Raw genomic sequence first — 12030 nt, 5'->3', positions numbered from 1 at the left:
AACCCCGGACTTCGCCGGGCAGTGACGGATTAATTGTTTTCGATGCGTTTGCAGTGCGCCTGCTGTTGGATACGCAGCTCGGTCACTTCGTTGATCACATCAGTCAGGCGGGCATTGAGAGCATTAGGGATAGCGGCTTTGTTCGCTTTGCTAAGGGCAGTCATCAGCGTCTCTTCGACGTCATGTAACTCGATCAGTTTCAGTCTGGCCTGCTGGATTGCAGTTGTCATAAAAATCCCCTGTTTCAAAACGTTAGCATCGTTTTATCGATGTTTTGAATTTTCTCACAGGGGAGCAGGGTGCCGAATAGCAACGAGATGATTTCAGGCAAAAAAAAGAGCCACATAAGCGGCTCATTTCACACCATACCGGATCATGCGCCCATTGCCCGTTCCATTGCATGAATACGTTCTATCTCCCTGTCTTCGCGCATGTCACGCCGAATAGCAACCAGCTCACGCTTTTCAGCGAAGGTCATACGGGACACATCAGGGGCTTTGACTGACCCGCGTCCCTTGCAGCGTTCACAAGTGACATCAAACATACCGTCCATATAATTGCGTCGGTCTTCTTCATCCCATTCGTTCCATTCACTTGAAGTGATGCCATTATCGAACGCAGGGTGGCCGGTCTTACCTTCACCATCACAACGGTCGCAGATCACCCAACGGTATTTAGAATATTCCACTCTCATCCCTCCATTGCCATTAACAAGAGACAGCGCTTTGCAGTGTACAGTGAACCTACCGACAACAATCTTTCAGAAATAATCTCTCGAAGCGTCCGAACAGGAAGAGACGAACCAGCGTAGAGAACCTTTCGCAACTCGTCCCGACATAGAGTTTCGCAAGCGTATCGCGCATTGCGTTCCACTCATTGAGGTCTTTCCCACCAGCTTCCGCAGCGGAAACAATCTCACGGTATTCCGAAGTGACCTGACCTCGTGTCCACCCACCCAGAGAGCCGGTGCCGATCACTTCATCACTGATGTTTGTCATAGATATTTTCTCCGTCAAAAATAACTGTTTTTAGTTTCTCACGACAAACAGTTACCCCGAATAACTCCCGATACTGGCTGATGGGGGAATGCCCCAAAAGGGGCTTAGCCAATCAGTGCTTTCGCTTTTGCACGTATCTCTGACAGCTCTGGCCTGCTAACCGTGGCTTTTTTGGTTACTTTTCTGGCTCGCCAGTCAACGCACGTCACCTGATCCGACAGGGCAACTCCTTCTTTATTGCCCGACAACGCGACTTCAAAGGGGTATCCCTTAATTTGCGTAGTGCATGGAACACACAGAAGGAGGCCAACCTTGTTGTTGTAGGCAAAAGGACTCAGAACAACGGCAGGTCGGTGTCCTCCTTGTTCATGCCCGGCAACCGGGTCAAAATCAATCCAGATAAGATCTCCTGCATCTGGAACATAACGTTTTACCATCAGAGCAGTTCCTTACCCATCGCCGGGCCAAAATCCGCTTTATCGTGCAGATTTTCGGAGGAAATCCCTGACAGGAGTGCATCAAGTGAATATTCTTTCGGTCTGGCGGGGATGATGATGATACGGCCATCCTCTACTTCGATATCGACAGTATCATCAACGTTTAGCGATGCCGCTTTCATCACCGCTACTGGGAGCCTGACTGACGGGCTATTACCCCATTTTTTTACTATTGCTTGAGCCATAATCACCTCTTAATGTATCAACGTATGTTTATACTTTACTGGTGGCAGTAGGAAGTGTCAACATTGTTGATACATGCCGACTGTCATCAAGGATGACCAATACCCGCCGCAGCCCACTCAGCAGCCACGACCAAACCGGCTACGCCGCATTTTGGGCAAATTCACGTATATCATTTCACCCTACATCTGACGCTTTAAAGTTTTTCGTTGTGGCTGTCTTCTGGCTTTTTGCCCGGAAACAACATCCACGAACCTAACACCAGCGCCCCCGACATCATTAGACCGAATCCAATCCACGCCACCAGCGCGAAAGGATGATTATCAACCAGCAACGCATTGATTGCCTCGTTGATGATTCCCCCATCACCGACGCTTCCGCTGCTGACGAAAATGATCATCCCGCAAATCGCAAATGCAGTACCTACATTGAGTCTATTCATTATTTTCCCACCATCATTGATTTTGATTTCGATACTTTTTACATGAAAAGCTGCATTCCCTGAACTTTTGTCTCTAGTCGCTGGTTTTTTTATCGTCCTGACGATCACTGTTCAGCCCGACAAAAACCTGCCATGCGGCCATTACCAACAGATAGTCCGGGTTATCCGCATCGGTGACAGTTTGCCCTGACAGACGAGAGCGGTGCTGGCGATACGCCCGGCGAGCCTCCGCATAAATGCGCGGCATCAGATCGGCTGGTGGAGAGAGAGGGGTGAGACCGGCTGCGATATTTTCTGCATCAACGATATCAGCGTATTCCACTGCTGCATTACTGGCGCGACTACGCCAGTTATCATGATCACCTGACTTAATGGATTCGCAGGCAAGCATTTCGGCAAACATGCGCAGTGCAGTCGTTGCCGGGAAGGGGAGCATCTCAGGCACGGCCACTTCCGGTGCAAGATAGTAGTCACAGACCGTTTGAATTTCTGGCGAAAGGTGAGCATCTTCTTCGTTGCGCTTACGTTCACCAAACTTTATCGCTCGTTGTGCCACAACACCCCATGTAACGCTGGTCACTTCATCAGACCAGCCATCACAGGCTTCCCCACGGTAAGCATCAATTGCAGCGTCTGCCGCTTCTCTTGCCTTCTCCGGCGTGTCATGTTCTTCATACCCGTCGTCGGGACTGTAGCTGAAATACGTCGCTGGTGGCCGAACGAGAACCGCTTCGCCTCTTAGAACCTGAGTCATTACTATCACCTTCTTAAAAGAGTTTCGCAGAGGTATTATCCCTCCCGCAGAAGAGAGGCCGAATACCACAGGCACAAAAAAACCCGGTGAACCGGGTTTTGGTGTAGGTATTTGCGAGCGAATGTTTTTCCCTGAAAATCACTTTCCAAAAGCGCCAGCACATTCGAGGATTATTACCGCTGTATTCATGCCCGATCACCATCTGCTGTTTTTGCTTTACAGAAGTTCGCCGTAGCCAGCACAAGGTGCGCCAGCTCTTGCAGCTTGTAACTGAACTGCCCCGCAACAATTTGCTCGCAACGTTCGCGCAGGGAGTCGGGTAGAGTGAAACCACCATCCAGCAGCGAAGCTATCGCGCACATACAATCTTCGCTTAACTCAAATTTCCCACCCGAGTTCTGTTCTGCGATATAAAACTCAGCAATGCCGGGATGTAACTCGCCGGGCCTATTGCCCCCGCGTCGGGTCATACCATCAAGCGCGATACGCAGCGCCTGAATCACCGTAGACTCATCTTTTGGGATCAGGCCGTAGCGTTCGAAAACAAAAAGATGATTACGCATTAACTGCGGTGTCAGTTCCCGGTATGCAAAGGCAAGAGGCGCATCATGTTGCTGCCCAGTCATCGCCCGGCTGATACCATCCAACAACGCCCGACTGCGTATCACATCATTCAGCACATGCTCCCGAGCTATATCGGTACTGTAACCTTTTTGCAGATGGCTTATAGTTCTGTCCAGCGTCGCTACCAGTTTCTCAGACCAGTTCGGCGTATTCAGGGCGCGGGCCACAGCTTCACGTTCAGCCGGAGTAAATCGCTCACCTTTTGCCGCATCGGCCAGAACCTGCGGATCAGCGCCGCGCTGGTGGAGCATCATGGCAAAATTAGCGACATCTTCGAATGTACCGGTGTTCCCTTTCAGCAGATGTTCCACCAGCAATTTCGCCAGCAGTGCATTACTGCACCGTTCCGGGTCTTCCCAGCCCCCTCGACCTTTCACGCGGGCGTTTTCAAGCTTCGCTTTACAGGCTGTAGCGAAATGGTCAAAGGCAATATCATCCGCGTGATTAGTTACACTGTCACTCTTAGTGAAGGGCAAAACTGATAAAAGTCGGGAAATAACGCCCGAAGCTCGTGTTGCATAGTCGGTTATTGAAACGTCTGAGCCGGTATCAACCCCATTCAGCTCAAACCGCAGCTCTACAGTGTCGCTATCGAGATCATCTGCTTCAATACTGCCTATTTGCTCAAGGATGAAAGCGCACATACGCGCTTCATCCAGAAAGGCTGCATCAGGGGCTGGTGGATCGGCATAAGAGGTTGCATACAGTACACGCTTCTCCCACACGGAAGGGTCTTTCAGCGGAGTATGGAACTCCCGTTCGGACACTTCCACCCACTGCTCAGCTTCGGCTGAGTTTTCCAGCATACGCATTTGATACACTGGCTTTCCATTTTCTGTTTCGCGGAATAATAGTTTTTCGCTCATCGCAGGTTCAGCCTTTTTTAATTTAACCCAGTACCATGAATAAGTTACGCATGTGCAAAAGCCAGCAAGACTGACGGTTCGCAGCTTTATACTCAAAAAAACCACAGCTACCCTTCTTTACGGGTATATACAGTGATCGCTACAGAAGGCCCGCCCGTAGATGCTTTTGATGCTGAATCTTCAATAACAAAACCCGTTTCATGCACCCCGGCAGGATCTGAGTACCCCATTTCTGGTTCTTCATCATTCGGCAACAATTTAAAGACAGAGCGGGCCAGTGCTTCCTGCTCCTCAGTCACAGCAACATAGCAGTTGTTTTCATGCGCGGTCAGCGTACCGGTCGCGTGCCGCAGGAACACAATGTCAGAGCCAAACTGACCCACTTTTTTTCTGACCTGCACACAGTAACCGAGCCGGTTCTCAGCCGGGCCACCGTTGTAGCCTGCCACCACAAACTGACCAAATGCGGGGTTGTCGCTGTGACTGATCATTCTCTGATAATCTGCGGCGTCAACTATTGCCTTGATAATGTTCGTCATTTTTCATCACCTTAATTGATGTATAGGCCGTCCATCACTTCAAGCTGGTTGGCACCTGAACGCGGATAATCGGTGGTACAAGTGCGGCTGCGGCGTGCAGGTAAGGGGCTTCGATTGCGTGCAGCGCGGCTTGCTCTGTCGTCACGCGGGCCGCTGTTTCATCGTGCAAATTTTGAAGTCGTGAAAGCAGCGGAGCCAGCTTTTTAGACGCTTCCCGGCACTGACTGGCCGCTTTGTCCAGACTCTGCATATTGAAGAACGAAAATATGTCGAATGCTGGCGCTATGGCGAGGTCTACGGCAAGATCAAGGAAGTCATCCGGCATATCGAATTCGGTGGCCTCCGCTCGCTTTGGAAGGGCTTGCGATAAGGCTTTAAGTGCGGCAGTTGCTTCTTTGACTGAATCGGCAGCGTCTGACGTTTCAAACGAAGACAAGAGAGAAAGCGCCTTGTTGGTCGAAGCGAGATCCAGCAGTTCTGTCGTTGATGCTGATTCGCAATCGCTGCTGGCTTCTTCCAGCTTGTAATGCGCTGTTCGGGCCAAATCCAGCAGTTGGCGGGTACGGTCTTGCCGCTTATTGGCGTTATTGAGGCGCTGACACTGTTCGGCATGTCGGCGCGTATCCTCTGGTGAGGATTGCAGCCCGGAGACAGCTTCGTTGATAATCCATTTCCGCGCTATCTTCGAAGCTTCCGCCGATATTGTGGACAGTTTTTCTTCTTTATCCTGCACTTCCTTCTCTGCGGGCGTAGATGTAAGCCAGTCCACGAACATGCCGCGTAGGGACGATTGGCGACGTTTTTTATCGTCTCGTAGCGCTTGCTGAGCTTTGGAAAGGTCGTTGGTCGCACTAGCGATCTGATCGGCTAATGCCTGAATATCATGCTTGTTCTGCATAACCCTTTACCTGTTTCGTCAGTTGAATCGCGATGACTAAACTTTTACCCATCCTTTTGGCGTGCTGCGAATCACCCCAGCTTTGCGCAGCGCTTGCAGGCGTCGATCAAGAATCCGGTACGGTTCTTTCGTCTTTCCCTCTTCGCTGGCAATTTTTTCGCATTCATTCGCAATATCACTGTCACGTACAAACAAAAGGGAAAAAGGCACCGGGTTATCCCCGATTTTGACCATGATTTTTTTGTCCAGCTCTAAATATTTTTCCATCAGCGCACCTAATGACTTTTATGTTAAGAATTAGTCAGCCCAAGTTAGTCATACATCATTGACTGTCCGGCTTGGTTTTGTTGCTGTTGTTTATGATGACTTTGCGAATTTTCTTCAATGCGGCCTGTACTGCGCCGGGTTTGTACACCGCTGAGTCTTCATGGTCTTCAACGAACGGCAGGGCGGTATGCAGTGCGTCCACCAGCTCATCGCAGTGTAGGCGCAGAAGGGCTAACTCCGCGTTCATCAGATTTATCGGCACATCGGTAAACACAGGGGTACTTTCTGGTGACAGGAAAATTGCAGCCGAATCTATTTCACCACGCTGCATACGACGCAGATTGCAGGAGTCAACGTAGCCCACCGGTTTCAGGTTGGCGCGGGACAAAACAGTTTTTGCCAGCCAGCTTTTTTCCTCATCGCCGTAAGGGTTGTCCGCGATCTCACGTAAACGTCCTTCGCTGATATCGCCCCCATCGGGCCGGTATGCTTTCACATCAGTCATCGTAACCACCAAAGGCGTCGTAGTAAGCTGAATCGACAGGTGTACCCGCTTGATAGATGCCTTCCCAGTCGTTTTTGTCACCGGCATTTTCACCGTTGATTTCCGCCATAAGGCAAAGTTGCTCAAACCACGCATTTTTATTTGTAGAGGCAAAATCAGCCATAAACTCTTCTCCGCTCCGCGTTTTGCTGATGTCCAATCAGGCAGACACCAGCGTTTTAACTTCTTCTACGCCAAAGGCTTTGCACTTCATTTCCGTTTTCTGCCCGGCAGTTGCTGGCGCTTTCCACTTGACGAAAAGCTTGTCTTGTTTCGCCATAAATGTCGCACCTTGCAGCTCGCATGATGGTGCCTGTTGCTTGCCGTCCTGCGATGCTGTGACAATGAACATCCATACGTGATCCGCACTAAATGCTTTCGGCATATCATAGGAGAAGGAGTCTGACGGCTTGTCAGCGTGATGGCTGTCATCTACAACCTTCAACGCAGATGTATCAACCCCGGCTTCTTTCAACTCATTGATAGCCGCTTCCCGGCTTTCACCACTACTTTCCTGCTCTTTGATCTGCTGCTGAATCCAGTCTTTATCGCTACTGGATAAGGAAGATGCATGGCTGTTACTACTGCTGGTGAGCCAGTACAGCATTGCAAGGTGCGACCAACTAAAACCGTTGCTACGATCTCGCTCTATAATGGTTTTGGTAAGGTTTTGAGATGGGGCCGTGTAACTTAGTGATGATTTATTAGTTACACCGGGGATTGAATCTGGGCCACGACTGTTCATTGATTTTGTTGTCGTGTTACTCGATGTGGCAATTTTGCCTTTTTTATCCACCAACTCAGCGCCAGTCGCTGACTTTTTTGCAGCAACACCACTTACAGTGGCTCCGCTTGCGGATTTACCTGTCGCTTCCGCACTTTTACTACCCGTTAGTCCGCCAGAAGCCTTTTCTGACGCAGATACCGCACCTGCTGATACCACAGCGCCAGCCGCAGCGGCTTTCGTTCCAGTAGAGAGGGGCTTGCTGGTGGATGATGACGGGGTAGAGTACGAGCGCGAACTGGACGATGATTTGTATGAAGAACGATATGAACTCTTATAGCTGGACTTGTACCCAGCTTCGGCAGAGAACGAAACAGCTAAGAACAGACTAAACAGAGCAATCACAACGTTACTGATTTTGCTGCGCATGATCATTTCCTTGTATGGTGGTAACAGGCTTTGTCTTATTCATATACCGTATGATTTAAGCTACCATGCTGTAAAAAGGTGCCGAATAGCATATCAGCGTTTTTTTCACCCTCTAAACAACAAAGCCCACAGATTGCGGGCTTTGTTCATTCAAGAAATAATGGTCAGAGGTTCAACTCTAAAAGCACCGTATTCACCATTGTGCCTGACTCCTTAAAAGAGCCGGGTTCAAGGTCAGTAAACTCCCCACCTAAGTTGGCAACCCGCTCCCGGAATGCCTTTATCAGTTTGGTGTTACGGAATTTCACGCCCGCAGACATCACGGCAGAAAGGCGACCGCCCTTGTCGAGCATTGAGATAGCGCGATCAACATGATTAACATCAGCAGATTTGATAAACGGCGGGTTCATCAGGATTACATCGAACTTCTTCGCCGGGTTCCAGCTCAGAAAATCACATTCCACCAGCTCTGCACCGGTACTCGTGATCAGCTCATTTTTGCGAAGCAGTTCAGCTCGTACCGGCTCAAGTTCAACACCAGTCAGAATGATGTCTGGTTGCTCCTGATATGCGGCATACAGGATTCGTCCGTCACCGCAGGATGGTTCCAGCACCCGATCACCAGCATGAAGGGAAACGCTGTCGAGCATGTGACGGATGACCTTCTCTGAAGTAGGGAAAAAATTGAAGTCGTCTTTTGGCTTATCCACTGACGCCGTGAGGATGACCAGCTCTATACGTTCCTCAGCATTAACCGGGAACAGGTGGGCTTTTGCCTTTCGGTTCCACTTGCCTCCGGCAAGCTCAATGACTTTATTCGTCTTCACGTACAGGGCACGGTCAAGTTGGTCGGGGAGTACAAGCTGATTAGCATGAAACTGGCAGTCGGATAAAACGGAAAGGACATCCTGAGTAACGTGCATAACAAAAACCCTTATTCATATAGTGTATGAATAAGCTAGCATGTTCAAAAAGCGCCCCGAAGGGTTCAGCTCCATAAAATAAACCCCGCACAGTGGAGGGGGTTACAGGAACGCAGTGAATTGTTTTTCAGGTATTCGCGGCCAGTTTTTTCCTGACGTAACTAGCGGAATGATCGGATATTTCTGGTCAGAAAGCGCTGTAAGGCGATATAATTACCGTGGCGCTTGAGGCTTTTTGCCTCATACGTGAAGGTGGTTTGTTACCGTGTTGTGAGGCAGAAAGAAGAAAGCCCCGTAGGAAGTTAATTTTCATTAACCAACCAAACGAGGCCATCTGCTTGACTAGACACCAACAGAATAGCCTCTTAGCTGCCGCAAGGCAAGGAGAAGAAGGCCATGAAACTGCCACGAAGTACCCTGATCTGGTGTGTATTGATAGTGTGTCTCACGCTATTGATATTCACGTACCTGACCAGAAAATCGCTCTGCGAAATCCGGTACAGGGACACGAACAGGGAGGTGGCGGCTTTCATGGCTTACGAATCCGCTAAGTAGCCAACCCCGGCGGGGGGTAACCCCCGCCATTCAGGGGCTGAGACTGTCTGGACATGCCTGAAGCGCCTTTAATGAAGGGGTTGCCGGTTCGCCGGTAGCCCCTTTTTCCTTTTCCGGCGCATGGGTTCTCAGGCGCGAAGAAAAATATATTTATATGCATCATTGGGCAGATGACGGCTGGTGGAGGGGGCTGCTTTGATCAGGAAGGGGGCCATGCCCCTCCAGTTGAGGGGCATGAAAGAACATCTTGCACCAGATCTGGCCGATGTTCATGCCGGGCAGTAAAGTTTATTTAGTCTCTGATTTAAATTTATGCATTTACATAAATCCTCCTGTTTTCTAACGGGTTGTGTCTGGCCCGATTCCCAGTTTTAAGTCCGGTGACGTATGTATGCCCTAAAACGATAACCCACCGCAGAGAGACCCCGAATAGCAAAGCAGGGATTTTTTTACCCGGCCCGTAAAGCCGCTTTCTTTTTCTCAAAGTAATGCTCAGATGCAAGGTTTCCGCTCAGCACATAGGAGTAGTTCCCGCGCTCGGCAAAGTCCTCCGCTTCCTCCGTCGTAAGCTGATATGAGTTCATCAGGAATTTCACCACGTTGTTCACTCGGTTCTCACTGACTTCGGACACCAGCGCTGTGTGGCTGGGGCAGTCGTCCGACATACAGACGGCAGAATCGTCATAGACGCGCCCACATTCACCGCAGGTGAACGGCAGTTCGGGCAGAGTGCTCAGCACGTCGTCTACCGTCCATTCGTCATAATCAGGGACGGGCGTGTTGTTGTACTCCACCAGCTTAACGCCCAGTGATTTAGCCAGTGTGGTCGCTGTTTCATGCACACCATGCACTGAACAGTTGGCCTCTGACTGCATAATCAGCGCACCGTTGACACAAAGAATTTCATCACCGTTAGTAAGACTGACAAAAACGACATTTGGCAGGTTCATGAAGATAATCTCCTTATTCATACTGTATATGATTAAGGATAGCATCGACACCTTACCATCCGAAGGGCGGGTGCTGTTCAGAAAGGGTAAGGAATGGCAGCGGGAAAATACCCCGCGAAGCCATTGAGAGTTAATTTGCAGGATAACTATTAGCAAACAGATAAACGAGGAAGCCGCAGATCAGTTGCGTTACCAGCGCCAGCAAGAGGTAAGCTACTGGCCCTCGTGAGTTTGCGACACACCAGAGCAATCCCTGTACCGAGGATAGCTACAGTCAGGATTGCAGGCACTATCTCAGGAAGATAGCCATGTCCTAAAAACTTTGGCATAGAGGGGAAGGCGTAAGGGCTAATGGTCAGGGTTCAGGGCTAGTCACACCCTCTCGTCAGCTATGCCATCAAGAATCTTTCTCTGGTTTATTTGCGGTCAATACCCAGTGAATGATAAACGTCAAGACCACCAGCAGGATAATCAGTTTCGGCCATATCCCCCAGAACGTCCATGTGTTCGCGCTCACCCCGTGGCCGCTCATGTATGCAGAGTATGGTTTCCATACCGGGTTCATTAGCTTGAATTTCGTGATCCCGAGACGGAATCCGTACCCGTAACATTCATCACCGCAGTCGCGTGCCGGTACGTGGTCAAAAGCTTCTCGTGCTCGGTCTCGTGATCCGGCCCTGAGATAGAAATCAGTTAGTGATAGATACAACCCAGAATCAGTGATGTCGGTTGTCAGGGTGCTCTCTATGCGGTCAACGTCGTCAGGTGAAATAGTTCCGTGCTGGCGCTTCCAGCGTAACAACGCACTCACTATCAGAGCATTGTCCGGGTAACGGTTCACCAGCGCCGGTAACTCCCCTCCACGCCCGGATATTGACGACGTTAAAGCCCTATAGATGGCAGGAATTACGGGGTCGCCATACGCTCGCGGGGAGTAGTACGTTCTGTCCATCGTTTTTTTATACAGTCCGTTCCTGAAATCAAAGGGTCTGCCTTCGTTGTTTTTCCCCGTCGTTTCGTGATAGCGAAAACCACCATGCTCATCTTTCCACGCGATAAACGCATGGCCGGGCGCATAAACGATGTAGGTGGGGAGGCCCGCCTCTTTCGCCGCATCCATCATCAGGAACACATTGGCGTCACAGTCCGAATTATGTTCTGCATATCCCCGGCCAGCATCATCAGCAGAGTGGTAGTAGAAATGCCCATGCAGTACGCCGTTGGCACAGTTCAGGAACGTCGCAGCAGCTTCATCCCCCGGAGCATAGTGGCAGCGGTGAGCAACATCAGAAAGAAAGTGGTTCACATTTGCCAGCGCATCGCTGGTGGTCGCAACCCCGATTATTCCGTCATCGGCATCCATTGCTATTATGCGGTGAGAGAGGCGAGAAGGGGTGAACGTAGTGTCCCGCTCTATGGGGGGCTGGTATTTGTTGTAAAACTGACGGGCGTTCGCGTCCAGCGCCCTGCTTGCCGGGAATGCCTGTTTGTAGATGATGATCCCGGCACACGCGACAGAATAGATAATCAACACAGACCGGCAGAGTCCGTAGATGTAGGGGTTACGTCTAAGAGTGGCGAGTATTTTCATCACACAAGTATAAGTCAATCAGGTGTGAAAACCCTACCACGCACAGCCGCTTTGAGGTGAAGCGGGGCGCTCGGTGTCGGGCGTCAGCCCGCGCCTCAGTCGCTGATGGACGAAGGGAAAAACCGGCTTTTCAGTGAAAGGGGTTTTCGCAGAGCGGTTCATCCCGTGATAACTGGTGGCATTATCGTCGCGTTAGATTTCAGGACAAAAAAAACCGGCTGATGAGCCGGGTTTCAAAAGGAGGCT

18 protein-coding genes and 1 pseudogene are annotated in these 12030 nt (G+C 50.3%); 2 read left to right on the top strand and 17 right to left on the bottom strand.

The annotated features are described in order from the left end of the window. Positions 1-29 precede the first annotated feature (29 nt). The 15 genes from ACSIPU_RS23680 to ACSIPU_RS23610 form a co-directional block, all read right to left on the bottom strand. Positions 30-230, bottom strand: coding sequence for a hypothetical protein (locus tag ACSIPU_RS23680; protein WP_348851467.1), 201 nt, complete (start codon positions 228-230; stop codon positions 30-32). Positions 231-373: 143 nt separating this feature from the next. Next, complete coding sequence (locus tag ACSIPU_RS23675; protein WP_348851468.1) at positions 374-688, bottom strand: hypothetical protein; 315 nt, start codon at positions 686-688, stop codon at positions 374-376. Between the two features lie 55 nt (positions 689-743). Next, positions 744-998 (bottom strand): hypothetical protein, encoded by a 255-nt coding sequence (locus ACSIPU_RS23670; RefSeq protein WP_435322363.1) that lies wholly within the window; start codon positions 996-998, stop codon positions 744-746. Between the two features lie 104 nt (positions 999-1102). Beyond that, the gene (gene mazF, locus ACSIPU_RS23665) at positions 1103-1435 is read right to left on the bottom strand and encodes an endoribonuclease MazF (RefSeq protein WP_348851470.1); all 333 of its coding nucleotides are present in this window, start codon (positions 1433-1435) and stop codon (positions 1103-1105) included. Continuing rightward, the gene (locus ACSIPU_RS23660) at positions 1435-1680 is read right to left on the bottom strand and encodes an AbrB/MazE/SpoVT family DNA-binding domain-containing protein (protein WP_348851471.1); all 246 of its coding nucleotides are present in this window, start codon (positions 1678-1680) and stop codon (positions 1435-1437) included. Before ACSIPU_RS23660 ends, mazF begins: the two co-directional genes overlap by 1 nt. Positions 1681-1874: 194 nt before the next feature. Further along, positions 1875-2120 (bottom strand): hypothetical protein, encoded by a 246-nt coding sequence (locus ACSIPU_RS23655; RefSeq protein WP_348851472.1) that lies wholly within the window; start codon positions 2118-2120, stop codon positions 1875-1877. A 73-nt stretch (positions 2121-2193) separates the two neighbouring features. Next, entirely contained in the window at positions 2194-2874 is a 681-nt protein-coding gene (locus ACSIPU_RS23650; RefSeq protein ID WP_435322360.1) for a hypothetical protein, read from the bottom strand. Between the two features lie 185 nt (positions 2875-3059). Then, a complete protein-coding gene (locus ACSIPU_RS23645; RefSeq protein ID WP_435322358.1) occupies positions 3060-4364 on the bottom strand; it encodes a hypothetical protein in 1305 nt (434 codons plus the stop codon). A 107-nt stretch (positions 4365-4471) separates the two neighbouring features. Then, the gene (locus tag ACSIPU_RS23640) at positions 4472-4903 is read right to left on the bottom strand and encodes a plasmid protein (RefSeq protein WP_348851474.1); all 432 of its coding nucleotides are present in this window, start codon (positions 4901-4903) and stop codon (positions 4472-4474) included. Positions 4904-4937: 34 nt separating this feature from the next. After that, entirely contained in the window at positions 4938-5801 is an 864-nt protein-coding gene (locus tag ACSIPU_RS23635) for a hypothetical protein (RefSeq protein ID WP_348851475.1), read from the bottom strand. A gap of 36 nt (positions 5802-5837) precedes the next feature. Next, entirely contained in the window at positions 5838-6068 is a 231-nt protein-coding gene (locus ACSIPU_RS23630; RefSeq protein WP_045268436.1) for a hypothetical protein, read from the bottom strand. Between the two features lie 55 nt (positions 6069-6123). After that, positions 6124-6573 carry a hypothetical protein gene (locus ACSIPU_RS23625; protein ID WP_435322355.1) on the bottom strand — a complete coding sequence of 150 codons (450 nt, stop codon included), beginning with the start codon at positions 6571-6573 and terminating at the stop codon, positions 6124-6126. Next, a complete protein-coding gene (locus tag ACSIPU_RS23620; RefSeq protein WP_435322353.1) occupies positions 6566-6736 on the bottom strand; it encodes a hypothetical protein in 171 nt (56 codons plus the stop codon). The genes ACSIPU_RS23625 and ACSIPU_RS23620 overlap by 8 nt, the downstream gene beginning before the upstream one ends. 36 nt (positions 6737-6772) lie before the next feature. Continuing rightward, on the bottom strand, positions 6773-7765 hold the full coding sequence (locus tag ACSIPU_RS23615) for a hypothetical protein (RefSeq protein ID WP_435322351.1): 993 nt from the start codon (positions 7763-7765) through the stop codon (positions 6773-6775). Positions 7766-7929: 164 nt separating this feature from the next. Then, a complete protein-coding gene (locus ACSIPU_RS23610; RefSeq protein WP_348851479.1) occupies positions 7930-8688 on the bottom strand; it encodes a class I SAM-dependent methyltransferase in 759 nt (252 codons plus the stop codon). Between the two features lie 218 nt (positions 8689-8906). Here ACSIPU_RS23610 and ACSIPU_RS23605 point away from each other — a divergent pair. Together ACSIPU_RS23605 and ACSIPU_RS23600 are read left to right on the top strand one after the other, a co-directional pair. Continuing rightward, positions 8907-9176: pseudogene (locus ACSIPU_RS23605) on the top strand (DUF5431 family protein); the annotation flags it as partial. Next, entirely contained in the window at positions 9121-9243 is a 123-nt protein-coding gene (locus tag ACSIPU_RS23600) for a type I toxin-antitoxin system Hok family toxin (RefSeq protein WP_224776414.1), read from the top strand. The pseudogene ACSIPU_RS23605 and the gene ACSIPU_RS23600, both read left to right, overlap by 56 nt. A 449-nt stretch (positions 9244-9692) precedes the next feature. Here the strand turns inward: ACSIPU_RS23600 and ACSIPU_RS23595 are convergent, their stop codons facing one another. Together ACSIPU_RS23595 and ACSIPU_RS23590 are read right to left on the bottom strand one after the other, a co-directional pair. Further along, entirely contained in the window at positions 9693-10193 is a 501-nt protein-coding gene (locus tag ACSIPU_RS23595) for a hypothetical protein (protein ID WP_348851480.1), read from the bottom strand. A 397-nt stretch (positions 10194-10590) separates the two neighbouring features. Next, complete coding sequence (locus ACSIPU_RS23590; protein WP_435322348.1) at positions 10591-11727, bottom strand: hypothetical protein; 1137 nt, start codon at positions 11725-11727, stop codon at positions 10591-10593. Between the last annotated feature and the right edge of the window lie 303 nt (positions 11728-12030).

This window comes from Klebsiella sp. HN106, from assembly GCF_051209435.1.
Lineage (GTDB): Bacteria > Pseudomonadota > Gammaproteobacteria > Enterobacterales > Enterobacteriaceae > Klebsiella > Klebsiella oxytoca.
The sequence above is the reverse complement of the archived record's forward strand: the minus strand, read 5'-3'. Positions and strand labels throughout refer to the sequence as shown.